This is a genomic window from Hymenobacter sp. HDW8, assembly GCF_011305775.1.
Lineage (GTDB): Bacteria > Bacteroidota > Bacteroidia > Cytophagales > Hymenobacteraceae > Hymenobacter > Hymenobacter radiodurans.
Genome location: NZ_CP049907.1, coordinates 2,427,423 through 2,450,036 on the forward strand (window position 1 = coordinate 2,427,423; position 22,614 = coordinate 2,450,036).

A 22,614-nucleotide genomic window follows, 5' to 3' on the forward strand; every position below is an offset into this window, starting at 1 on the left:
GCTGAATGCGGGTCTGAAAATATCGGCATTTTTTCTGATATACTCGGCATGCCGCGTAGTTTGAAGCGCAAAAAACCATTTAGCAATAGGGTTTATGCCGGCTTTAAAATGCCGAGACGCATGCGTTGAAACCTCATCATTCTCTACTTCATCTTTCGACTTCTACTATTACTCAACTTGCCATCCTGACGCAGAAAGGACCTTTTCACGCCTGAACGACCATCGTAACAACGACTCGTGCGGGCGTGAAAAGGTCCTTCCTGCGTCAGGATAACAGATGGTTACTGTTTAAGGCCTAGAATATTGCGTTTCTATTGGAACCCTAGACTCGCTAAAACCACTTCATTACCATCTCCATCATCTGCTTCACCTTGGGCGTGTAGGGCGGGTACAGCAATTTGATCGAGGTTTGCCCGATACGCTGCTTCAACACTGATTTCAGATTGGAGAAGGAGTCGAAGCCGTAGCGGCCGTGGGCGCGACCCATGCCGCTATTGCCGAGGCCGCCGAAGGGCAGCTCGGGGTGCATGAGGTGGATGATGGTATCGTTGAGGGCAACGCCACCGGCGGGAGCGCGCTTGAGCACGTAGCGACGATTTTCCGCGCTGCGGCTAAACAGGTAAAGGGCTAGCGGGCGGGGCCGGTCGTTGATAAAGTCCACGGCTTCCATGAGGGTGCTGTAGGTACGCAGGGGCAGTACAGGACCGAAAATTTCTTCTTTCCAAAGTCCCGCTTCCGGTGGCACTTCGGCCAGCAGCGTGGGCTCAATGAAGTTCTCCGACGAATCGACAATCCCGCCCATCTCCAAAACGCCCCCAGGCGCTGGCCCTCCTCCAACAGCTTACTAACGCGCTGAAAATGATGCTTATTTACAATGCGGGCGAAGGTATTGGACTGTTGCACGCCCTCACCGGTGGGATCGTGGAGGCGGCGGGTGGCGGCCCTGATTTCGTCGATTAGCTTGTCGCGGACTTTTTCGTGCACCAGCAGGTAGTCGGGGGCGACGCAGGTTTGGCCGGCGTTGAGGAATTTGCCCCACACGATTTTCTCGGCGGCATCGCGCAGATGGGCGGTTTCGTCTACCAGCACCGGCGATTTGCCCCCCAGCTCCAGCGTGACGGAGGTAAGGTGCTCGGCGGCGGCCCGCATGACTACTTTGCCTACTTGCGGGCTACCCGTGAAGAAAATATGATCGAAAGGCAGCTTCAGTAGCGCCGTCGACACGTCTTTGTCGCCCTCACACACCACTACTTCGCTGGGGTCGAATACTTCTTCTACCATCTGCCGGATGAGGGCACTGGTGGCGGGCGTCATTTCGGAGGGCTTCAGAATGCAGCAGTTGCCTGCGGCCAGGGCCGAGGTGAGGGGGTCGACGGCTAGGTAGAAGGGATAATTCCAGGGGGCAATGATGAGCACCACCCCTTTGGGCTCAGGCTGCACCCACCCTTTCGTGCCCATCATGGCCAGGGGCGTACCCACGCGGCGAGTGCGCATCCACTTGGCTACGTGCTGTATAGTGTGCTTCAGCTCCACCTGCGACACGTAAATTTCTGACATGTCCACTTCCTCCGCGGGTTTGCGGAAGTCGGCGTACATGGCTTGCTGAATGCGCGTGCGGTTGTTTTCTATCCACTGGCTCAGCCGGCGCAAGCGCGCAATCCGCTCGCTGGCTCCCTCCCGACGCAGTACTTCGCTGCGGGTTTTGAGCCGCCCAAACAGCTCCGGCAGCAGCGCAGGGTCGAAGGGTGCGGAGGCAGCAGCAATCGGAGTATCGAGGGTTTCCATGCGGGAGGATGAGGCGATGAAGTGCGTCTTCTAAGGTACGGAAATTTGTCGCTCAAGCTAGGTAGGCAGGAGTTGCTAGTCAGGCTATAGTTATTCACGAAAAAGCCCCCAGATTTAGTCTGGGGGGCTTTTTATTATTGTTGCACCTAATTTGACGGTCATGCAGAGCGGAGCGAAGCATCTCGCGTGTTAGTGAGAATAGTAACTCAACGAAGCGAGCGAAATGCTTCGGCTTCGCCTCTGCATGACGGCCTTTTGGTATAACTAACTGCCTTTTAGAGCTTAATTAGCTTATGTATTCACTGTTTCGCCGCCGTTGGGGTGCAGGGTTTGGCCGGTAAAATACGTGGAGTCGTCGGAGGCTAAGAATACGTAAGCGGGGCCTACTTCGGAGGGCTGGCCGGGGCGCTTCATAGTCGTGTCTTTGCCGAAGGAGGCTACCTTATCCGGGGGAAGCTGGCTGGAATAAGCGGCGTCCAGATGGGGCCGGGAGCTACGGAGTTGACGCGGATTTTCTTGTCCGCCAACTGCTGAGCCAACGACCTGACAAAGACCGTAATAGCGCCCTTCGTGGCCGAATAATCAATGAGCTGCTGATTGCCGCGATACGCGTTGATCGACGAAGTGCAGATGATAGAGTCACCTTCTTTGAGATGCTTGAGTGCGGCCCGCGTTACGCGCACGAAGGAGAAGAAATTGACTTGGAACGTGTCTTCCCACTGCTCATCCGATACTTCCTTCATGTCCTGGCTGGGAAACTGCTCAGCCGCGTTGTTTACCAAGATATTCAGGCCGCCCAGCTCATCGATGGTGCGTTGCACAATTTGTTCGCAGTACTGCCGGTCGCGCAGGTCGCCGGGCAGGGTGAGGCAGCGCTGCCCAGCTTCCTCTACCAACTGGCGCGTTTTATAAGCATCTTCTTCCTCGGCAGGCAGGTAAGTAATGGCCACATCGGCGCCCTCGCGGGCGAAATGCACCGCCACGGAGCGACCAATACCGGAGTCGCCACCCGTGATGAGGGCTACTTTCCCTTGCAGCTTTTCGCTGCCTTTATAGTTGGGCCGAATGTATTCGGGCTGGGGCGTCATTTCCTGCTCTTTGCCGGGCTGCTGATTCTGCTTTTGAGGCGGTAATGTCGTGGGTTTAGTTTCCATAGCATATGGTTGGTTAGGATAAAAAACTAACAACGCGGCCTGCTACGAAGGGTTATTGTTCAGGTGGCAGAAAGCTGGGGGGCTTTTTGTCGGTTGCTGGGCGGGAACGTTTTGGCAAGTTTCCAATGTAGAAGCCTTAACTACTGGCTTCTGGCTTCACCCATTAATCCCTCCATGCTGCTGACATTTGTGCGCCCGGCAATGCGTTGGGTAGCAGCCTCCCTTTTCGTGGTACTCTTACTGGCGGCGCAGTCGGCGGGCACAGTGCCGCCCATTCGGTTGCTGGCACCCACCCAAACATTTGCCCCCAGGAGTTCTACGTAGCTCAGGTGGTAGATGAGCGCCCCGACCGCCGCGCCGTAGCCTCGTTAATCCCGCCGGCTACCGCTGCCACACTAGCTCCCAGAGCGCAAGCGGTTGATTTGCAGGGCGGAGGAGCCAGCGCTATGCAGAAGTTTATTCAGCAAGCCCTTCCGGCCAATAAGCAGCTACGCCCTCTTACCATCCGTTTGCGCGAGTGCAGAGTCACGGAAACGGCTGACTCGAAAGCGCCCGGCCGCGTGGACGGCCGCATTACGATAAAAATGGCCTTCGACTGGCAGCGCGATGGCCAAACCATAGCATTAACCGAGTATCAGGGTGCGGCCCGCTACGGGCGCCCCGCCGGCCAGCTTGGCGTCGTAGAGCCCACCCTGCGCCAAGCACTGACCGAAGCCATGCGGTACCTGCACACGTGGGTAAAGCAAAATGCCCCCCACAACGCCAAACTGGCTACCGGCGTGCAGGTTTTCTTCACCGATTACACGGAGAATCAGGACACGGATACGCTGTTCTATGACCCTAAGCGCCCCCTCGATTTTTCGGATTTCACAGGCCCTCGCCGCTCGGGGGGAATACGGCGGCCGTGGTGTTTCCCAACTTCGCCTACCAAGGCTCCACGAAGGTGGTGGGGGGCAAAATGCAGCTCCGCATTACGATGAAAACCTTCGTGGTGCGCAGCTCCTCCTGGATTGCCGACCACGCCCGCACGCCTTACACCCTCAACCACGAGCAGCGGCACTTCGATGTAGTGAAACTGGTAGTGGAGCGCTTTAAGCAACGGATTCGGCAAGACACACTATCCGTCGATTACTACGCCGGCCACCTGCAGCATCAGTACCTGAAATCTTATCAGGAAATGAACCGCCTGCAGGAGCAATACGATGGTGAAACGGGCAACGGCACCAACGACGCCGCTCAGACGCGCTGGAACGAACGCATTACTAAAGAGTTACAAGCGCTAGGTGTAGTGCAGTAGTCTAGGCAACAAAAAGCCCGCATCAGTCACGGTGCGGGCTTTTTGCTGGATAGGCGTTTGGCTAAAACTAGTCTTTCACTTTGCGCTCACCGTCGTCGGCGTCGCGCTTCACTTTGGTGCCGTTGGGATACTCGGTTTTGCGGTCGCCGTCTTTGTCCACTTTCACGGTGCGACCGTCGGCATACACGGTTTTCGACTCACCGTTTTTCTTCCTTTCCACCTTCACGATGGCCGGGCCCTGACGACGAGCCGGCGCTGGCGCGGCAGCAGTAGTAGTGGTGGTCGACTTATCATCTTCTGCTTCGGCGGCGTATTCTTCGCCGGTGTAGTAGGTAGCGCGCTTCTCTTCGTAGGTCATGTAACGGTCATCGTCCTTCACAATGTCCTTAATTTTGGTGTCGGTTTCGCGGTTAATCTCGCGCAGGGCCGTGGTACGGCCGGTGGTGTCGGAGGCGTAGCGGGTATCCACTTCGCCCAGTCGGGTGGCGCGGGTGTCGTACACGCGGCGTACCTCGCGCACTTGGGCGGTATCGGTGATGCCTAAGTCGGTGGTGACGCGGTTGGCTACGCGGTTGCCTTGCTCACGGTAGAGCATCACCACGTCGTTATCGGCTACCACGGCCGTATCGGCTGAAGGCGTTGTGGCCGCATCCACGGCGGCTTTTTTGTCGGTATTGCAGGCGGCCAGCGACAGAGCGGCGGCACCAGCGAGAAGAAACAAAGCGGATTTCATGGTCGGGGGAACAGAAAATGAAAAATAGGCATTAGCTAATACATTGCCATCGGCCGCTGTACGATGACTGTTGAGCCGAGGTTGGGTCGAGCGGGCCGAAGCGGCGCTACTTATGGCTGTTTGCTGGAGCGATTAGCACGTACGCTACGGCAGAAGTCGGTGAGCTTGGTATCTGGTTAATTATTGATTAGCAATAAGATACCGCATATTTGCATATTCATCTATTTTCCGCCAAAACAATTATAGTATCCGGCGCTTACGCATCCAGTTAATTTAATTCGTCCCGTACATGTCGCATCAGCATTTTATAATTCACAAGCCGTATGGTTATTTAAGTCAGTTCGTCTGTGAATTAAAAAAGAAGAAATTGCTCGGCGACTTACACGATTTTCCGGAAGGAACGATGGCCATTGGGCGCTTGGATGAAGAAAGCGAAGGGCTATTATTGCTCACCACCGACGGAAAAATGAGCGAATTGGTGCGCAGCAAAAAAATAGAAAAAGAATATTACGCCCAGGTCGACGGAATAATTACGGACGAGGCCATTGCGCAATTACAGCAAGGCGTCGAAATTGGTATTCGCGACGTAAAATACCAGACCACGCCCTGCACCGCATTTAAATTAGACACGGCGCCGGAATTTGCTCCCCGCACCCGCAAAATCCGCGACGACCGCCACGGCCCCACCAGTTGGGTATCCATCACGCTCACCGAAGGCAAGAACCGGCAGGTGCGCAAAATGACCGCAGCAGTTGGTTTTCCGACCTTGCGCCTGTTCCGGGTGCGGATCGGTGCTATCTATTTGCACGATTTGCCCCCGGTGCCGTAATAGAACTTGATAGCTTTTACTTGCCCCAGCAACAGGAAGAAGTTGAATTGCTGTAACTTTGATGATTCCCTGCCCCGTTTATCCTTTCCTCAGGCAGGTGCTCCCCGCGGTTCAGCTTTGTACTAAGACGTTTATGCTTTGTGCTGAACTTTAGTTTTTCGCCATCTGTCTTAAGATGATGGCCTGCTTTGAGCTTCCAGCTCTGCCTCGCATTACAGTGTGTATTACTTAAAATCAAAAAATAAAAATGGCTAGATCACAAGCAACGTTTGGTAAAAAAGAGAATGAGAAAAAACGATTAAAGAAGCGTACCGATAAGGCCGAGAAAAAGGAGGAGCGCCAAGCAAACGCGGTGAAAGGCCAGAGCCTAGAGGATATGCTCGCTTACGTTGACGAAAACGGCAACATCGTTGATTCTCCTCCGGATCCAAAAAAGAAAAAGGTTATTAATCAGGAGGACATACAGATTACGACCATGAAGCAGGAAGACATGGAGCAGCCCGACGTTATTCGCAAGGGTATTGTGTCTTTCTTCAATGACTCGAAAGGCTACGGCTTTATCAAGGATCAGCAGACCCAGGAAAGCATTTTTGTGCACGCCAACGGGTTGATCAACCAGATCAAAGAAAACGACAAGGTGACCTTTGAAGTGGCCATGGGCCAGAAAGGACCAACCGCCGTTTCTGTTAAATTGGCCGAGGCTTAGCTTTTGATAAAACGATCTACGCCAGCGTACTAACCTTCGGCATAAAAGCGGCCGCAACTCTGAGGAGCTGCGGCCGCTTTTGCGTTTGCTAGCGTCTGAATAGCGCTGTACTGGCTTTGCTTACCTGTCATACGCGTACATATAGTAGCTTAAGCAGGCGGTCATGCCGAGCATTCCGCGCATGACGTTCTATTTTTCATTGATACTTGAATAGGTAGCCTTACCGCTGCCGCACTTACGTCTTACCTATGACCACCCAACCGCCCCAGGATTCCGCCGAGAAAGACCCACTCCACCCCCGCAACCGCCACCGGGGCCGCTACGACTTTCCTCAGCTGATCAAGGCTTCGCCGGAGCTGGCGCCATTTGTGGCGGTGAACAAGTACGACGACACCAGCATTGATTTCGCCAACCCCGAGGCGGTAAAAGCCCTGAATCGGGCGCTGTTGAAGCAGTTTTATGGGATTCAGAACTGGGATATTCCGGCCGGCTATTTATGCCCGCCCATTCCCGGCCGCGCCGACTACATTCACTACCTCGCCGATTTGCTCGCCTCCGTAAATGGTGATGTGATTCCGCGGGGCAAAAGCATTCGGGTGCTCGATGTGGGCGTGGGGGCCAATTGCATTTACCCTATCATTGGGCATAAGGAATATGGCTGGCGCTTCGTGGGCACCGACGTAGACGTAGTAGCCCTGCGCATGGCCAAGCAGATTGTGGCCAGCAATGGCGCCTTAGCCGGCAACGTGGACATACGCCGCCAGACTTCCTCCACCCAGATTTTCAACGATATCGTCGAGCCCAAAGAGTTCTTCGACCTGACAATGTGCAATCCGCCCTTTCATGGCTCGCAAGAGGAAGCTGAGGCCAGCAGCCGGCGTAAGGAGCACAACCTGGGCACCCAAAAAGCCCCCCAGACCCCGCCTACCCAGAACTTTGGCGGCCAGGCCACGGAATTGTGGTATCCCGGCGGCGAGGCCACGTTTCTGTGGCGCATGGCCCAGGAAAGCACCCTGAGTAAGATTAATATCTTCTGGTTTACGACGTTGGTATCTAAAAAAGAAACATTGCCCGGCCTGTATAAGTCGCTGGAAAAAGCGGGGGCTACCGAGGTGCGCACCATCAATATGGCCCAAGGTCAGAAAAGCAGCCGCATCGTAGCTTGGACGTTTCTGGACCCTCAGCAGCAGCAGGCGTGGCGGGAGAAGCGCTGGGGGCAAAACCAGCGCAAAAATAAGTTTGCGCCCATGCTGCCTTTCGATGCGCTAGTGCATCTAATGGGTAGCTATTCCATTTAGCTGCAGCGCACTTTTGCTTTCTGCACGTGCACGCGGCTGCCCTAGCATTAGGCCTGATTTAGAAAGCTACTACTCCCTCATTTAGCCCCCTTTTTATCTATAACCTCTGCCCAATTCCTGGTCATTCCATGAAAAAACTTCTTCTCCTGCTAGCCTTCTTTATCACCAGCGCAAGCTTCGCGCAGACTAAACCAACGGAAGTGCTGCTCATCGGCACGTTTCACTTCAATAATCCGGGAGCCGATGTTGTGAAGGTGAAAACCTTCGATGTAATGACTTCAAAGGTGCAGGCCGAGCTGGAAACGATGACCGATAAGATCAAGCTCTATCAGCCAGATAAAATATTTGTGGAGTGGCCCTGGGACGAGCAAAAGGACTTGGATGCGTTGTATGCACAGTATCTGGGGGGCAAATATGAGGAGTACGTAACGGCCAAATACACCAAGCCGTCGCAGCGGGATTTCTACCTGAAGAACGAGATTTTTCAGTTGGCTTTTCGGGCGGGCAAGAAACTCAAGCTGGCCAAAATTCACGCGATTGACTACAAAAAGACCGATTTCCCCTACGACAGCGTGATGAAAGCCATGAACGCCGCCCGTCAGGAAAAACTGCTGAAAGATGTAGAGTCGCTGATGGCTACCTATCAGGCCAGCACCAACAAAAAGCTCGAAACCTACACGCTTACCCAGCTCCTACTCGACCACAACAAGCCCGAAAGCCGGGCCTTTGAGAACAGCTTCTATCTCACGCTAATGAACCGGGCCGGCACCGCCGACGCCTTCGTTGGCCCCTTCCTCGTGTCGGAGTGGTACCGCCGCAACCTGTATATGTATTCGCTGGTGCAGAAGCTTACCGAAGGGCAGGACGATAAGGTGATGATATTGGCCGGCTCTAGTCATACGTCCATGATGAATGGGTTTATCGACATGGATAATTCCTTTCAGGTAAAGGAGCTAAAAGACGTGTTAAGCTTGAAAAAATAACACACGCATTCAATCAGAAGAGGCTGACGCTCTGGGAGCGTCAGCCTCTTCTGGTTTTTGGTGGAACTACGTTCTTTCTCTCAACTAACAGTTTGCATTAGCAAGGATATTGGTCGTTAGTAGACTCTAGCTTAAATGCTTACCTTAAGCATACAAGCACCTTATTCACTTAAATTAATCTCTTTATGAAAACCGTCATCCTTAGAAGCTGCCTCTTGATGGCAGTGACCATTAGCTTATTTTCTTTTGAAATTCCGGCCGGCTGGTTTGTGGCCGGCAGCCAACCTAAAAAGTATGAGATGGGCATAGAGGCGGGCGCGGGCCAAACTGGTAAAAAGGCCGCTACCATCAAGTCCATTGACTCTAATATTGACGGTTTCGGCACCCTCATGCAGGCCAGCTCGGCCCAGCAATATTTGGGCAAGCGCGTGCGCCTTACGGGCTACATCAAGTCTAAGGATGTAAAAAGCTGGGCCGGACTGTGGATGCGCGTCGATCAGGCCGGGAGCCATAAATCCTTGGCTTTCGATAATATGAGCAATCGCGCCGTGAAGGGCACCACTGACTGGAAGAAGTATGAAATTGTGCTGGATGTGCCAGCCCAGGCTACCAATATTGCTTACGGTGCTTTGCTAAGTTCAACGGGCCAAATTTGGTTTGACAACCTTAGCTTCGAGGTGGTGGATGCGAGTGTACCCACCACCGATCTGCGCCAAATGACCGCTATGCCAACCAATCTAAATTTCGAAGAATAGCCTTTCCCAATTACCAGCAACAACAGCACGTAAACGCCCGCCGAGAATACTATCTCGGCGGGCGTTTACGTGTTGGAGGCATGTACAGGCAGAGGCAATTTGCCCCCCAGAAGCTTGTACCCCCTTTTACGACCCAGCTTGGGGGGCAATTTTCCACAGCTCGCCGTCGGCTTCGTCGGTCACTACGTACAGGGCGCCGTCTGGTCCTTGCCGCACGTCGCGCACGCGCTGCTTGCGGTCGGACAGCAGACGCTCTTCACCTGTTACGCGGCCATTCTCGATTTGCAGGCGCACCAACTCCCGGTCTTTAAGCGCACCCACAAATAGGTTGCCGCGCCACGCCGGAAAGGCGTCGCCGGTGTAGAACTGGGCTCCAGAGGGCGCAATGACCGGATCCCAGTAATACACGGGGTCCACGAATCCTTGTTTGGTCGTAACGGAGTTGGGAACGGGCTCACCTGAGTACTCTTCGCCAAAGGTCACCACAGGCCAGCCGTAGTTTTTGCCTCCCTCAATCCGGTTCACTTCGTCGCCGCCCTGCGGGCCCATATCCACCGTCCAGAGCTGTCCTTTCTCGTCGAAGGCCATAGACTGCACGTTGCGCTGGCCCACCGTCCAGATTTCGGGCAGGGCGCCGGCTTGCTTGGCAAACGGGTTGTTTGGGGCCGGCTTGCCGTCGGAGGTGATGCGTAAGGTTTTGCCCATATGGCTATTCATCTGCTGAGCCTGGGGCCGTATTTCCTTGTCGGAGCGTTCACCAAGGGTCACGAATAGTAAACCATCTGACCCAAACGCCAAGCGGGAGCCAAAGTGCTTGTCGCCATCGTAAGCCGGCAACGCCCGGAATATCACCCGCACCTGGCTCAGGCTGCGACGGTCGGTGGAGAGTACGCCTTTCGCTACGCTGGTGGCATTGCCTTTATCTCCCCGAGGTTCAGAAAATGACCAATAAATAGTCTGATCTGTGCTGAAATTTGGGCTCAGCGCCACGTCGAGCAAACCGCCTTGGCCGCTGGCATACACTGCGGGCAAACCCTTAATAGGGTCGCCTATCTGCCCCTTCGCCGATACAATGCGCAGCAGACCGGGCTTCTCCGTTATCAGCAGGTCGCCGTTAGGCAGCGGCTCCACAGCCCAGGGGTTTTTGAGCCCTTTGGCTACCACTGTTACGTCGAAGGCTACCGTCGATTTGATTCCCTTAGCGCGGGTTTGCTCAGGAAAAGTGGGGCGCTGCTCAGGTACATTGGCCTCCCGGGTTTCGAGCGGCAGACGGTTGATTTGGTCGGAGATCGACGACGTAGCTTCCGTGTTATCCTGGGCCTGCGCGCGCTGCTCTTGGCCGGATTGTTTGCAGGCAGCAGTGAAGCCAGCCAGAAGAATGGCGCAAGCACTCAGTAGGTGGTGTCTGTTCATTAGGCGTTGGTTTAGAAGTATAAAAGTTGGTTTAAGCACGTACCCTATTCTGTAAGCACAACTCTCGCTGTGCTATTGTTTTCTCAGATGAAAGCGAGATAAGCAGGGCTTGGCATCAAAGCCTTTGCTGATACCTTGAAGTGGCGACACGCGGGATGTACCCATCGGGCTTATCTACCTCAACAGCCCTGCTTGTACCTCCTCCGTAGGGCTTACGCAAAAACGGCTGTAGGTTTCTAATCATCAGACTAAAAAGTAGTAAGCTGACTACAACAAGCACAAGCGAGCAGAATAGCAAGCGGCACCCTAACAACCTTGTCTGCTGCTCATACGCACTCATTTTTACCAAGAATCAGCCCTTGATTTGGCTAGATATGTGCACCAGTCGAGTCCAGCTTATTCTTATACACAAACCCATTCTTTCTGGCGAAATCTTACATGAGACGCGTATTCACGGCTGCTTTCCTATTCTTATTTCTTACTGCTTGTGCTCCTACGGCCGTCGTTAGCTCCCTCCAGCGTGCGAGCCCATTGCCAGCCAACGAGGGCTTTTTGGTTACTAAAGAGACTGAAATAGTAGATGAGCAAGCCAAAGAGTTAGGCGACATCTACATCAAAGACGCCGGCTTAGCGGTAAATTGTTCTTATGAGAAAGTACTAGCACTGGCTACGAATGAAGCCAGGCAACTAGGTGCTAACGTGTTGCAGATTTATGAGCACCAAGTGCCTGACATGCGGAGCACATGCCACCGCATTAGAGCCAAGGCGCTCCGGGTGCCCGATCTGTCGCGCTACGAAAAAGAGATTGTATGGCACCCGTCGCGGCGGCTGAAGCAGGCTGACTTTAAAGGCAGTACCGAAAGCCGCCCTTTCGAGGCCGCTACCAGCAGCAATATTCGCTACAAGTACATGGGCCGGGTATTTCAGGATAACATCCAGCTAACTGTCGAGACTTTTTTTAACTGCCAAGAATCTTATTTCAAAGGCACTCAGGATGTAGCCCACACCTTAGAGCACGAGCAGGGGCATTTTGATATAACCGAAATACAGGCGCGCCGCTTCGTTAAAGCTATTAAAGAGCAGGTAGCCGACACAAAAGAGCTGGAGATCAAGCATGAGACTATCTATCGGCAAATCATCTCGGAGGCCCAACGCATGCACGATAAGTACGACAGCGAAATTTATCCCGACCACAGCAAACAGGCAGCCTGGCTACAACAAATTGAGCAGCAGTTGAATGATTTGCAGCCCTTCGCTGACAAGCAAGTAGCCATTAAAGTCCGACTGTAGGGCTTGTATGGAATGAGAAGATAAAAAAAGCCCCCTATAGCAACAGCACATCGATGCGGTGAGCATGCACCATTTCCAAGGAAGTTGACCAGGCAAAGACGGTGAAAAAGCCATCCTGCGAGGCTACCAGCGCAACGGCATCGCGCTGATCAAATACAAACTGGGCGGCGGCAAGATGGCGGGTGCCGCCGTTCTGGGCCGGGTGCATATACTTAGCCTCGCTTTCTACTACCGGCTCCGTGAGCACCATTTTATCGACCGGCGCGCTGGATCTGGCGCGAGCTACTTTCGCCCCAAAAGCCAGCAGATGATAGTCGCGGGTGATGATGGTGGCCCCATCGACGGCCGTAAAGCCCCCCACAATCCCAATGGCCCGTTGTACCTCTTCCCGCCACTGCCATTTGGCTTGCTCCTGCTGCCGGATTTCGGCAATACCTGTGTACACGGGCATCACGGGGTACGTCATAGGATGCACAATCGACTCTTGCCACTTCTGCGACTCAGTGGGCACCACGAGTACCAGCCCACCCCGACCGTGGGCGCGCATCACGGCGGCCAGCTCCACCAGCACGTTATCTAGCTCACCGGCAGCATCCGGCAGTCCTGGGTCGGGCAGAAACTTCTGCAGCGCCGAACAGTCATCGACGGCCGTATTTTCAATATCGACCAGCTGGAGCTGCTCGCCGCGCAGGATAGCCACGTTCACGAACTTGCCGAAGCCATCGGCGCGGCGGTGCTTGGCTACCAGCAGGCCGGGCTCCACTACTTCCAGCACCAGACTCAGCGGCGGCGTGCCCGTGGCGGTGCCCCATACGTAAAGGCCCTCCGCATCGTGCCACACGCCGAGGTGAATACCGGGCTGCTCTACGGCGGGCGCCAGCTTGAGCAGGTTATAAGGAATAAGCCGCCGCTTGGTAAACTCCACGGCCTGGGTTGCCTGCCCAGGCTCCAGCAGGGCCAGCGAAATCTTGGGTGGGTGCCCTTCCTCCCGCCTCAAGCTGGCCCAAAAAGCCACGTCAATCATAACCTCCACCAGATGCGCCGACGGCGGTGGCCCCAGGTTGACTGCCTGCTGTGCACTAGCCGCCGCTCGATGCCGGGCAAAGTGCGCTTCAATCATCGGGGCTACCACGCGGGCCGCCAGGTAGGTGGGTTCAGATAGCATACAGGGCAGGTACAGGGCTTTGGAAACAGGAAGCTACTATACGTGCGCCGGCCAATCAACGCCGGGGGGCTTTTTTGGAGAGTACTTCAACTGCTCCGTAGAAGGCAGCCAATCATTGCGCGGGAAAATATCGTAACGCCGACTACCTCATCCTTTCCTGGCCGCCTCCAGAATTTTGGCGGTGGTGTGGAAGAACCGAGTTGTAGTTTGCCGCCCGAGTAGCTTATCCACAAAGCTCGTAGAAGCCGGCGGGCGGCCTTCGATAATGTGCCAGACGACGAATGCTTCCCGATTGGTGAGGTGCACAATTTCCATATCCGCCTTGGGCGAGCGAAGCGGCAGTACCAGACCAGTCGGCGCAGGCTCCGCCAGAAACATCAGGCACAGCCGCATCTCGTCCGTGACCGTGAGGTGGCTGAATGGATTGAGCGCCAGCAGCTCCTCCAGCTCCTCTGCGGTGCGCAGAAATACCGGCACTGCGTAGCCCAACGCCTGCTGCAAGTGTTGCTCAATACGCACGGTCAGCAAGGCTCTGTTCTGCTCCGGAGCGTCGAAAAATACATTGCCAGTCTGGATGTATGTGCGCACGTTGGTCAGTCCCAGCTCCGTGAAGAGGCGTCGCAGGGCTTCCATTGTCACGCGGTGGCCACCCACATTGATGCCGCGTAGTAAGGCGATGTACGTCATATGATCTGGGGGGCTTTTTTTACAATGGCAAAGATGACTTCATCAAGGTTAAAAAACCCAACCTATGTCGCGCCGCTTAACGTTTAGATAGTGGGGATATTCTTCCCCATCAAGCCGCTCCTGACAGGTAGCGGTACTTTTCCCACATAATGCCCTTTGCAAATTGAAAACCCTCCTCATTTGCCTGTTGAGTTTGTTGCCCCTATTGGGTGTGGCCCAGGCTTCCTCACCTAAAAACCAGCTCAGCACCCACATTCTCGACATCAGCACGGGCCAGCCGGCCTCCGGCGTAACGGTACGCCTGCACCAGTACAACCCCGCGCAAAAAACGTGGACTACCGTAGCCGAGAAGAAAACCGACGCCGCCGGCCGCATCCCCGATTTTCTGCCCTCGGCCAGCGCCGCTGGCACGCCCGGCACCTACAAGCTCACTTTCGTAACTCAGCCCTATTTCGAGAGTAAGAAGCAACAGTCGTTCTACCCCTTCATTGAGGTAGTATTCGAGATTAAGGACGGCGCGCACTACCACGTGCCCATCACCCTCTCGCCCTATGGCTACTCCACCTACCGCGGCAGTTGAGACCACCCGGTTTCTGTACAAACGCAAAAGCGGCTGAAGCTCCGGAGAGTTTCAGCCGCTTTTGTCGTTTTCGGCTTCGAAGAATGGCCTGGTAGTACACTACTTTAGGCTCTCCCAAAGCTCATCCTCTGCGGCGTGCGCGACTACGTCAACCCGTGCTACCTCGCCCTAGCCCGCCAACACGGCTTCTCCCTGCACACCATCGAGGACCTAAGCAAGCTGTTGGAAGGTCAAACCATCATGATTCATGGTCAGCACTACCTTGTGATCAGAGATTGGTTTAAGCTGGTGCAGAAGACGCAGGAAGGTATTCTCAAATGATAGGTATGTTACCCAATCCGAATATGATCTAGATCAAGAAAGCAGCGAAGCTAAGTCGACACCTTTGAGCCATACCCTTTGTCTGCTGACATGTCACTTTCCCTACGAAACCTTACCCGCAAACTTCCCTTAGGCGCCGCTCTTTCGCTAGACCTTCTCTTACTTGTATGCAATAGTTTAAACGGCCATTATAATGCACCAGCTGGTATCTTATACACGCCTATTGTGGTACCGCTGGTTGTCTGGCTCATTGCCTTTTCCCGAAATCGCAATCCAATTTTGAAAGCGGTGCTATCAGGCTGCCTCATCTCGCTGCACGACATAAGCATCAAACTTTATGGGGGCGGCATGCATGATCCGCAAGGCCAAGGAGTGGTTCATTTATTCTTATTTATTGCGCTGTTACCCTCCTTTCTCATCTTGGTAGCGGCCGTCGACCAAGATGGAAGCACGAAGCCTAAAGTGAGAAGAGTAGCGAAACTTCTGTTTGTTGTTTTAGTAGGGATTCATTTAGTAGTGACGAGTGATCTTGGAGCGGGGCAATGTATTAATTGTTAATAGCACGTTTAGGGAGCGGTAAGCGAGAAAGCACAAATAAAAGAGGCTGCAACTCCTATGAGTTGCAGCCTCTTTTATTTCACCAGATAGCGTGAAATTACATATGAATCGCGCGATTCTCCGTCGCGGCTAAGCACGCTTCCTTCATAGCCTCAGCGTACGTTGGGTGCGAATGGCTCATGCGAGCTACGTCCTCGGCGGAGGCGCGGAACTCCATGGCGGTTACAGCTTCGGCGATGAGGTCGGCGATGCGCGGGCCGATCATGTGCACACCCAGGATTTCGTCGGTAGACTTATCGGCCAGTACTTTCACAAAGCCGTCGGTGTCGCCGCTGGCGCGGGCGCGGCCGCTGGCTTTGAAGGGGAACGAACCTATTTTATACTCTTTGCCCATCTCTTTCAGCTGCTCTTCGGTGTAGCCTACGCCGGCCACTTCAGGCCAGGTGTACACCACGCCGGGGATGAGCAGGTAATTGATATGAGGCTTCTGACCCACAATGGTTTCGGCTACAAACACGCCTTCTTCTTCCGCTTTGTGCGCTAACATTGCCCCCCGCACCACGTCGCCGATGGCGTAGATGCCGGGCACGTTGGTTTGCAGGTGCTCATCCACTTTGATGCGGCCACGCTCTTCCATTTCGATGCCGGCAGCTTCCAGGTTGAGGCCAGCGGTGTACGGCACGCGGCCCACGGCCACGAGGCAGTAGTCGCCTTCAAACTTCACTTCCTCCCCTTTCGGGTTGGTAGCGGTTACGGTCACGGTATCGCCGTTGCGGGTGGCGCCGGTCACTTTATGGCTGAAGAAAAACTCGATGCCGATTTTGCCCAGCACGCGGCGCAGCTCCTTGCCGAGGCCACGGTCCATGGTGGGGATAATACTGTCCATGAACTCCACTACCGACACTTTCGCGCCGAGACGGGCATAGACGGAGGCCATTTCGAGGCCAATTACGCCACCGCCAATCACAATCATGTGCTTGGGTACTTCGCGAATATTCAGGGCCTCGGTGCTGGTGATGATGCGCTCTTTGTCCTGGGCAATAAACGGCAATACCGTGGGCTTGGAACCGGTGGCAATAATGACGTTTTTGGTTTCAATCTGCTGGGCCTCGCCACCGGCCGTGGGCGTAATACTGATGTGGTTTTTATCGACGAACGAGCCGACGCCGGTAAGCACGTCAATCTTGTTCTTCTTCATCAGATACGCGATGCCGTCGACGTTGGCCTTCACCACGCCGGCCTTGCGGTCGATCATCTGGTTCATATTCACCTGCAGGTTTTCCAGCTCGATGCCGTGCTCCTTGAAAGCGGTGTGGGCGTTGTGGTAGTGCTCCGACGAGTCGAGCAGCGCCTTGCTCGGGATGCACCCCACGTTGAGGCAAGTGCCCCCCAGGGTGTTATACTTTTCGATAAGAGCGGTTTTGAGACCGAGCTGGGCGCAGCGGATGGCCGCTACATAACCGCCCGGCCCCGAGCCGATAACGGTAACGTCGTATTGGTTCATATTCAGCAGGTGAATTCAATGGAAATCAACGGCCACGAAGGTCGGCAAAAATGCCGGGTACCGAAAGCCGCCGCCCGGATTTGCCCCCAGGCTATCAAAGGCACACAGTCGTTGTGCTAGTAACTGTCATGCGGAGCTGGTCGAAGCATCTCTCCCGCTTCGTTGAGAATACAAACCAGTAGAGATGCTTCGACCAGCTCCGCATGACAGATAGTGTGGCAACATCAGCACGCGAGCTGCTTCGCTGCGCTCTGCATGACCGCCTTTTCCGGACACGCTCTTATTCCACCAGCACACCGATGTAATAGTTTTCGGTGTCTACTTCCAGGTTGTTTTTAGTGAGGCCCGGCAGGTTTAGCGGCTGGAAGGAAGTAATGAGCGGTACTGTACTGTATTCACCACCTTTTGAGCGCACCCGAATAGGCAGCACAAAGCCGGGCACGTTGGCAATCCAGCGGGCCAGGGCTTTACCTTCTTCAAAGCGTACTTCTAGCGTAGGCAGGGCCGAATGGCGGAGGTATTGGTCGAAAACAGGTGTGAGATCTTGGCCGGTTTGCTTGTTGAAGTAAGCAATGATCTGGTCGGTCGTCACGGTTTGGTGGTAGAAGGTGCTGGACAGGCCGCGCAGCAGCTCGCGCCATTTGGCGTCGTCGGGGATGTAGGCCGTACGGATCATATTGAGCAGGTTGCTGCCCTTGTCATACATATCCGACGAGCCCTCCCGATTTACCTCGTAGGGCCCGATAATAGGGCTGTCGTTGCGGATGTTGCGACGCTGTCCGTGGATGTATTGCTGACCGGCCGGCTTGCCAAACTGGGTTTCCACGAATAAGGCTTCGGAGTAGGTGGTGAAGCTTTCGTGAATCCACATATCCGCAATGTCCTTGCTGGTGATGTTGTTGCCAAACCACTCGTGGCCGCTTTCGTGAATAATGATGAAGTCCCACTTCAGCCCCCAGCCCGTAGCCGAGCGGTCGGCGCCGAGGTAGCCGTTCTGGTACTTGTTGCCATACGCCACGGCGCTTTGGTGCTCCATGCCTAAGTGCGGCGTTTCTATCAGCTTAAAGCCATCCTCATAGAATGGATAGGGGCCAAACCAGTTTTCCATGGCCTTGAGCATAGGCTTTACGTTGGCCGCGAACTGCGTTTTGGCTTTGGCCAGGTTCTCAGGTAGCACCCAATAGTCGAGGGTTAGCTTACCTTTTTCGCCGGTGTACTCATCCGCAAAATGGGTGTAGTCGGCCACGTTGAGGGCCACGTCGTAGTTGTTGATGGGGTTGTTTACAAACCAGTCGAAGCGGGTAGCGCCACCCTTGAGCTTGGTGGTTTTGCGCAGCCGCCCATTTGAGATATCCTTGAGGCCTTTGGGTACCGTCACGCTGATCAGCATGCTGTCTACCTCGTCGGCTTGATGGTCTTTTGTAGGCCACCAGATGCTGGCGCCTACGCCCTGGCAGGCGGTGGCCACCCATGGCCTACCTTTACTATCCTGGGTAAACACGAAGCCGCCATCCCAGGGGGCATTTTTGGCCACTGTAGGCTTCCCCGAATAAAACACCCGAAACTCGGCCCGACTTCCTTTTTGAATAGGAGCCGGAAAAGTGACAAATACAGCATTGGCCTCCCGCGTGTAGGGCACTGACTTGCCTTGGTACTCTACCTTATCCACCTTCAGATTGGCAAACAGATCAAACTGCAGACGCGTGAAATCTTGAGTAGCGGTGAAGTAAAACAGGTTGGAGCCGCTGATAGACTTGTTAGCTACATCCAGCTTTACATCGAGGTGGTAATAGTTGATATCGTAGCAGGTGCGCAGGGGCGTGAGGGCGCCGCGCAGGGAGTCGGCGCGGGTGAAAGCTGGCTTGGGTTGCAGCAGTTGGGCCGAGGCCCCGAGCGAACAGCTCAGCAAGGCCGCGAGAAGGAGCAGAAAGATAGAACGCACAGCAGAGTAGTTGGAGTACGTGGCAAAGAACGCCATCCTGGCTGAAACGCTGCAAGCCGGGAACTTCGTACTAGGGTTTAGCTGGCAGCCCCGCCAAAACCAGCGTAGGTTTGCAGCCTCATTCTCGCTTCGTTTCATGTCGACTTCTACTACTTCCCCTACCCGTTTAGCACTGGTGCTTGCTTTTGCGGCGGTATATATTATCTGGGGCTCCACTTACTTGGGTATCCGCTTCGCTATCGACTCCATACCGCCTTTGCTGATGGCGGGTACGCGCTACGCGCTGGCCGGGGCGCTGCTGTACGGTTTTATGCGCCTGCGCGGAGCCCCGCGCCCCAGCGCTCAGGGTTGGCTTACCGCCTTTATTATCGGGATATGCTTGCTGGGCTTCGGCAACGGCGGCGTGACCCTGGGCGAGCAGTATATCCCGACGGGTATGGCTTCTCTGCTGGTAGCTACCGTGCCCATGTTTCTGGCTTTGTTAGGTTGGCTGAGCGGTGTATCGCAGCGACCTACCGCGCTGGTATCCTTGGGCTTGGTGATCGGTCTGGGGGGCGTTTATTTGTTGGCGAGCCACCCGGGCGCTTCCCACGTTGCCTTGCCGGGGCGGCAGGGAATCGGCATTGCTATGGTGCTCACAGCGGCCCTACTATGGGCCATTGGCTCGTTGTATTCCAAGAAAAAACAGGCGGCTCCCTCCCCTTTTGTAGCAGGCGGAATGCAGATGATTTGTGGAGGCTTAGTTATGCTGGTAGTAGGCCTGATACGAGGCGAAGCCAATGGCTTCGACCTGGCGCAAGTGACGGCCAAATCGTGGGGCGCCTACGTGTATCTGGTTACGTTTGGCTCCATTGTGGGCTTCACCGCTTATATCTGGCTGTTGCGAGCAGTAGAGCCTGCGCTGGCCGGTACGTATGCCTTCGTGAACCCGGTAGTAGCAGTGCTGCTAGGCTGGGCTTTTGGAGGGGAAGTGCTCAATATAAATATGCTCGGCGGCGCGGCGCTGATTGTAATAGCGGTGATGCTAGTAGTGCTCGGTGGCCGGAAAGCGCAACCCAAAGAAGTGGAAAATGAACCTTTTGAGCTTGAAAAAAAGTGATAGGCCAATAAAGTGCTTGTATCAGGCTAATAGCTCGCTTTCACGGCTCAACAGTATCATTTATTTAACATTAAATTGAATTAATAATCTCAGATTATGTATGTTTACCATGGGCACTCGTCACGCTTAAAGTAGCGGGGCAACGGTGTCGGAATCTTGTCGTATGTATCACCCCACTGCTATCTAGCTACTTATGCCAACTGCTCTTCCCGACATCCGTACCGAAGGTGACATCAAGGTTTTGGTGGATTGCTTCTGCCAAAAGGTAAACCAAGATGCGTTGCTCTCACCCATCTTTAGCGCGGTGGCCGCGGTGCATTGGCCCAACCATCTTACGTCGCTCTACGACTACTGGAGCAGCACCCTGTTTGGCCGGGCCAACCGCACGGGTCAGCCCATTCCCCAACAACTAGCTATGCCAGCCCGTGGCCCTTACCAGCGCCAGTGGATTGGCTTGTTCAATAAGGCCGTGGAAGAGAATTTTGCGGGTGCTAAGGCCGAAGAAGCCAAGGTGAAAGCTCAAACTATTGCCGTCACCGTCGAGTAGCTTTCCGCCCTTTCCACAACCATATTTTTGTAGTTCAATTAGTATAAAAAAAGCCCCCCAACACATTGTTGGGGGGCTTTTTTACGTTTGCACAGAATGACTTAAACGCCTAAAAGCAGACGCGTTGGGTCTTCCAGCAGCTCTTTCACGCGCACTAGGAACGAGACCGACTCGCGGCCGTCGATGATGCGGTGGTCGTAGCTCAGGGCTAGGTACATCATGGGCCGGATCACTACTTGCCCGTTCACGGCTACAGGGCGCTGCACAATGTTGTGCATACCCAGAATAGCCGACTGGGGGGCATTTATAATGGGCGTACTCATCATTGAGCCAAAAATGCCGCCGTTGGTGATAGTAAATGTGCCGCCGGTCATTTCCTCAATGGTGAGCTTATTATCGCGAGCCTTACCGGCCAAGCGTACCACTTCGCGCTCAATGCCTTCGAATGACAGCTGTTCCGCGTTGCGAATCACTGGCACCACCAAGCCCTTCGGCGCTGATACCGCGATGCTTACGTCGCAGAAATCGTTGAATACGATGTCGGTTCCGTCGATCTGAGCATTTACCGAGGGAAATTCTTTCAGCGCTACGCAGCAGGCTTTCGTGAAGAAAGACATAAAGCCCAAGCCAACCTGATGCTTCTCCTTGAACTTGTCTTTGTACTTCGTGCGCAGATCCATGATGGGCTGCATATCCACCTCGTTGAAAGTGGTGAGCATAGCCGTTTCATTTTTCACTGCTACTAAGCGGCGCGCTACGGTCTTGCGCAGGTTGCTCATTCGCTCGCGGCGCTGATTCCGTTCTCCGGCTGGTTGAGCGCTGGCAGAAGCGGCTGGCTGTGTACTAGTTGCAGGTGTAGCCGCCGGCGCTTGAGGAGCCGGAGCAGCCGGCCGAGCCTGAGCATTTTGCGCGTCTTCCTTGGTTATGCGTCCGTCGCGGCCGGTACCTTGTACGTCAGTGGCGGCAATACCTTTCTCACCGAGAATTTTGCCAGCAGCCGGCGAAGGGGTACCCGTTGCATACGTAGCGCTACCCGAAGCGGCGGCAGCGGCAGGCTGTGCCGGCGCTGAACTTGTGGACTGAGCGGCCGCTGGTGCTGAGGCAGCCGGAGCTGCTCCCGCAGTGGCGCCGCTCCCGCCTTCGATGCGGGCGATAACCGTCCCGATGGCAATTGTCTGGCCTTCTTGAGCCGCGTGGCGCAAGGTGCCAGCGGCCTCGGCAGGCAGCTCAAACGTTGCTTTATCTGATTCCAGCTCGGCAATTACCTCGTCGCGCTCTACTTGGGCGCCATCGGCTTTCAGCCACTTGGCTACCGTTACCTCCGTGATGGACTCGCCCACGGCCGGAATCTTCATCTCTTTCACCTCGCCACCGCCAGTAGCTGGAGCGGCACCGCCCGCGGCCGGTGCAGTCGGCTTATCGGCTGAGCCAGCAGTTGAACCGCCATAACCTGATTGGTCACTCGCCTGAGGATTTTGCTCGCCTTGGGTAATCGGATCTTTGGCAGTCTGGGGGCCTTTTTCAGCCGCTGAGCCTTGGCTGCCGTTGTTGCCCGACTCCTTTTGGCCTGGCGCTACGGGGTCAGCCTGAGGCTGAGCCAGGGTGGCTTCCTTGCTTGGAGTTGCGCTACCAGCGGCGGGTGCCGCACCATTGCCTTCGCCGCCAATGTTGGCGATGACGGTGCCGATACCAATCGTTTCGCCCTCAGCTACCAAAATTTGCAGTGTACCATCTGCTTCGGCAGGCAGCTCAAAGGTAGCCTTGTCTGATTCCAGCTCGGCAATAACTTCGTCGCGCTTCACGGCCGCGCCGTCGCTTTTGAGCCATTTGGCAATGGTCACTTCGGTGATAGATTCGCCGACGGCGGGGATTTTAATTTCCAGACCCATAGGTGGAACGATTGAAGAGTTTCGGGAGAGTGATAATCTAGGTGACTGACGTACTCGCTGCCACCATTACTGCTGAAAC

The 22,614-nt window shown here is 54.8% G+C and carries 21 protein-coding genes and 2 pseudogenes; 14 read left to right on the top strand and 9 right to left on the bottom strand.

All coding sequences use genetic code 11. The features are described from left to right. Positions 1 to 331: 331 nt before the first annotated feature. Together G7064_RS23255 and G7064_RS10130 are read right to left on the bottom strand one after the other, a co-directional pair. Positions 332 to 1,785 (bottom strand): annotated as a pseudogene (locus tag G7064_RS23255) (aldehyde dehydrogenase family protein). A 291-nt stretch (positions 1,786 to 2,076) separates the two neighbouring features. After that, positions 2,077 to 2,939: pseudogene (locus G7064_RS10130) on the bottom strand (SDR family oxidoreductase). A gap of 174 nt (positions 2,940 to 3,113) precedes the next feature. Here G7064_RS10130 and G7064_RS10135 point away from each other — a divergent pair. The 3 genes from G7064_RS10135 to G7064_RS10145 are packed head-to-tail and all read left to right on the top strand — an operon-like array spanning position 3,114 to position 4,236. Further along, positions 3,114 to 3,263: a hypothetical protein gene (locus tag G7064_RS10135; protein ID WP_166073474.1), complete on the top strand. Its 150-nt coding sequence runs from the start codon at positions 3,114 to 3,116 to the stop codon at positions 3,261 to 3,263. Positions 3,264 to 3,268: 5 nt separating this feature from the next. After that, on the top strand, positions 3,269 to 3,919 hold the full coding sequence (locus tag G7064_RS10140; protein ID WP_166073475.1) for a hypothetical protein: 651 nt from the start codon (positions 3,269 to 3,271) through the stop codon (positions 3,917 to 3,919). After that, entirely contained in the window at positions 3,916 to 4,236 is a 321-nt protein-coding gene (locus G7064_RS10145; RefSeq protein ID WP_166073476.1) for a hypothetical protein, read from the top strand. The genes G7064_RS10140 and G7064_RS10145 overlap by 4 nt, the downstream gene beginning before the upstream one ends. Before the next feature lie 67 nt (positions 4,237 to 4,303). Here G7064_RS10145 and G7064_RS10150 read toward each other — a convergent pair whose 3' ends face one another. Next, entirely contained in the window at positions 4,304 to 4,969 is a 666-nt protein-coding gene (locus tag G7064_RS10150) for a T-complex 10 C-terminal domain-containing protein (protein WP_166073477.1), read from the bottom strand. A gap of 289 nt (positions 4,970 to 5,258) precedes the next feature. On the opposite strand from G7064_RS10150, the gene G7064_RS10155 reads away from it, so the two are divergent. From G7064_RS10155 to G7064_RS10175, 5 genes are all read left to right on the top strand, one after another. Further along, a complete protein-coding gene (locus G7064_RS10155; protein WP_166073479.1) occupies positions 5,259 to 5,798 on the top strand; it encodes a pseudouridine synthase in 540 nt (179 codons plus the stop codon). A 247-nt stretch (positions 5,799 to 6,045) separates the two neighbouring features. Then, a complete protein-coding gene (locus G7064_RS10160) occupies positions 6,046 to 6,504 on the top strand; it encodes a cold-shock protein (protein WP_133271446.1) in 459 nt (152 codons plus the stop codon). 248 nt (positions 6,505 to 6,752) lie between these two features. Continuing rightward, on the top strand, positions 6,753 to 7,802 hold the full coding sequence (rlmF, locus tag G7064_RS10165) for a 23S rRNA (adenine(1618)-N(6))-methyltransferase RlmF (protein ID WP_166073480.1): 1,050 nt from the start codon (positions 6,753 to 6,755) through the stop codon (positions 7,800 to 7,802). Positions 7,803 to 7,930: 128 nt separating this feature from the next. After that, positions 7,931 to 8,785: a DUF5694 domain-containing protein gene (locus G7064_RS10170; protein WP_166073481.1), complete on the top strand. Its 855-nt coding sequence runs from the start codon at positions 7,931 to 7,933 to the stop codon at positions 8,783 to 8,785. Between the two features lie 185 nt (positions 8,786 to 8,970). Beyond that, positions 8,971 to 9,540, top strand: coding sequence for a hypothetical protein (locus G7064_RS10175; RefSeq protein WP_166073482.1), 570 nt, complete (start codon positions 8,971 to 8,973; stop codon positions 9,538 to 9,540). Positions 9,541 to 9,666: 126 nt separating this feature from the next. On the opposite strand, the gene G7064_RS10180 is transcribed toward G7064_RS10175, so the two are convergent. Beyond that, on the bottom strand, positions 9,667 to 10,953 hold the full coding sequence (locus tag G7064_RS10180; protein WP_166073483.1) for a PQQ-dependent sugar dehydrogenase: 1,287 nt from the start codon (positions 10,951 to 10,953) through the stop codon (positions 9,667 to 9,669). A gap of 438 nt (positions 10,954 to 11,391) precedes the next feature. On the opposite strand from G7064_RS10180, the gene G7064_RS10185 reads away from it, so the two are divergent. Next, positions 11,392 to 12,243 carry a hypothetical protein gene (locus G7064_RS10185; protein WP_166073484.1) on the top strand — a complete coding sequence of 284 codons (852 nt, stop codon included), beginning with the start codon at positions 11,392 to 11,394 and terminating at the stop codon, positions 12,241 to 12,243. 34 nt (positions 12,244 to 12,277) lie between these two features. On the opposite strand, the gene G7064_RS10190 is transcribed toward G7064_RS10185, so the two are convergent. Together G7064_RS10190 and G7064_RS10195 are read right to left on the bottom strand one after the other, a co-directional pair. Further along, positions 12,278 to 13,408 (bottom strand): putative sensor domain DACNV-containing protein, encoded by a 1,131-nt coding sequence (locus G7064_RS10190; RefSeq protein ID WP_166073485.1) that lies wholly within the window; start codon positions 13,406 to 13,408, stop codon positions 12,278 to 12,280. Between the two features lie 147 nt (positions 13,409 to 13,555). Next, positions 13,556 to 14,095 (bottom strand): DUF1697 domain-containing protein, encoded by a 540-nt coding sequence (locus tag G7064_RS10195; RefSeq protein WP_166073486.1) that lies wholly within the window; start codon positions 14,093 to 14,095, stop codon positions 13,556 to 13,558. Between the two features lie 163 nt (positions 14,096 to 14,258). Between G7064_RS10195 and uraH the strand changes: the two genes are divergently transcribed. From uraH to G7064_RS10210, 3 genes are all read left to right on the top strand, one after another. Then, on the top strand, positions 14,259 to 14,675 hold the full coding sequence (uraH, locus tag G7064_RS10200; RefSeq protein WP_166073487.1) for a hydroxyisourate hydrolase: 417 nt from the start codon (positions 14,259 to 14,261) through the stop codon (positions 14,673 to 14,675). Positions 14,676 to 14,810: 135 nt separating this feature from the next. Then, positions 14,811 to 14,996, top strand: a complete 186-nt coding sequence (locus G7064_RS10205; protein WP_166073488.1) for a hypothetical protein — start codon at positions 14,811 to 14,813, stop codon at positions 14,994 to 14,996. A gap of 90 nt (positions 14,997 to 15,086) precedes the next feature. Beyond that, on the top strand, positions 15,087 to 15,554 hold the full coding sequence (locus G7064_RS10210; RefSeq protein WP_166073489.1) for a hypothetical protein: 468 nt from the start codon (positions 15,087 to 15,089) through the stop codon (positions 15,552 to 15,554). A gap of 97 nt (positions 15,555 to 15,651) precedes the next feature. Here the strand turns inward: G7064_RS10210 and lpdA are convergent, their stop codons facing one another. Beyond that, positions 15,652 to 17,058 carry a dihydrolipoyl dehydrogenase gene (lpdA, locus tag G7064_RS10215; RefSeq protein ID WP_166073490.1) on the bottom strand — a complete coding sequence of 469 codons (1,407 nt, stop codon included), beginning with the start codon at positions 17,056 to 17,058 and terminating at the stop codon, positions 15,652 to 15,654. A gap of 280 nt (positions 17,059 to 17,338) precedes the next feature. Beyond that, the gene (locus tag G7064_RS10220) at positions 17,339 to 19,000 is read right to left on the bottom strand and encodes a M1 family metallopeptidase (protein ID WP_166073491.1); all 1,662 of its coding nucleotides are present in this window, start codon (positions 18,998 to 19,000) and stop codon (positions 17,339 to 17,341) included. Positions 19,001 to 19,136: 136 nt separating this feature from the next. Here G7064_RS10220 and G7064_RS10225 point away from each other — a divergent pair, with 136 nt between their 5' ends. Both G7064_RS10225 and G7064_RS10230 read left to right on the top strand, forming a co-directional pair. Then, the gene (locus G7064_RS10225; RefSeq protein WP_166073493.1) at positions 19,137 to 20,099 is read left to right on the top strand and encodes an EamA family transporter; all 963 of its coding nucleotides are present in this window, start codon (positions 19,137 to 19,139) and stop codon (positions 20,097 to 20,099) included. Between the two features lie 193 nt (positions 20,100 to 20,292). Further along, positions 20,293 to 20,646, top strand: coding sequence for a group III truncated hemoglobin (locus G7064_RS10230; protein WP_133271432.1), 354 nt, complete (start codon positions 20,293 to 20,295; stop codon positions 20,644 to 20,646). 101 nt (positions 20,647 to 20,747) lie between these two features. On the opposite strand, the gene odhB is transcribed toward G7064_RS10230, so the two are convergent. Continuing rightward, a complete protein-coding gene (gene odhB / locus G7064_RS10235; protein WP_166073494.1) occupies positions 20,748 to 22,535 on the bottom strand; it encodes a 2-oxoglutarate dehydrogenase complex dihydrolipoyllysine-residue succinyltransferase in 1,788 nt (595 codons plus the stop codon). Positions 22,536 to 22,614: the final 79 nt, after the last annotated feature.

Coding starts and splice junctions, on each gene's coding strand:
- rlmF (WP_166073480.1), top strand. CDS start 6,753: ATGACCACCCAACCGCCCCAGGATTCCGCCGAGAAAGACCCACTCCAC.
- odhB (WP_166073494.1), bottom strand. CDS start 22,535: ATGGGTCTGGAAATTAAAATCCCCGCCGTCGGCGAATCTATCACCGAA.
- G7064_RS10230 (WP_133271432.1), top strand. CDS start 20,293: ATGCCAACTGCTCTTCCCGACATCCGTACCGAAGGTGACATCAAGGTT.
- G7064_RS10210 (WP_166073489.1), top strand. CDS start 15,087: ATGTCACTTTCCCTACGAAACCTTACCCGCAAACTTCCCTTAGGCGCC.
- G7064_RS10195 (WP_166073486.1), bottom strand. CDS start 14,095: ATGACGTACATCGCCTTACTACGCGGCATCAATGTGGGTGGCCACCGC.
- G7064_RS10180 (WP_166073483.1), bottom strand. CDS start 10,953: ATGAACAGACACCACCTACTGAGTGCTTGCGCCATTCTTCTGGCTGGC.
- G7064_RS10225 (WP_166073493.1), top strand. CDS start 19,137: ATGTCGACTTCTACTACTTCCCCTACCCGTTTAGCACTGGTGCTTGCT.
- G7064_RS10170 (WP_166073481.1), top strand. CDS start 7,931: ATGAAAAAACTTCTTCTCCTGCTAGCCTTCTTTATCACCAGCGCAAGC.
- G7064_RS10185 (WP_166073484.1), top strand. CDS start 11,392: ATGAGACGCGTATTCACGGCTGCTTTCCTATTCTTATTTCTTACTGCT.
- G7064_RS10135 (WP_166073474.1), top strand. CDS start 3,114: ATGCTGCTGACATTTGTGCGCCCGGCAATGCGTTGGGTAGCAGCCTCC.
- G7064_RS10150 (WP_166073477.1), bottom strand. CDS start 4,969: ATGAAATCCGCTTTGTTTCTTCTCGCTGGTGCCGCCGCTCTGTCGCTG.
- G7064_RS10160 (WP_133271446.1), top strand. CDS start 6,046: ATGGCTAGATCACAAGCAACGTTTGGTAAAAAAGAGAATGAGAAAAAA.
- G7064_RS10190 (WP_166073485.1), bottom strand. CDS start 13,408: ATGCTATCTGAACCCACCTACCTGGCGGCCCGCGTGGTAGCCCCGATG.
- G7064_RS10175 (WP_166073482.1), top strand. CDS start 8,971: ATGAAAACCGTCATCCTTAGAAGCTGCCTCTTGATGGCAGTGACCATT.
- lpdA (WP_166073490.1), bottom strand. CDS start 17,058: ATGAACCAATACGACGTTACCGTTATCGGCTCGGGGCCGGGCGGTTAT.
- G7064_RS10145 (WP_166073476.1), top strand. CDS start 3,916: ATGAAAACCTTCGTGGTGCGCAGCTCCTCCTGGATTGCCGACCACGCC.
- G7064_RS10155 (WP_166073479.1), top strand. CDS start 5,259: ATGTCGCATCAGCATTTTATAATTCACAAGCCGTATGGTTATTTAAGT.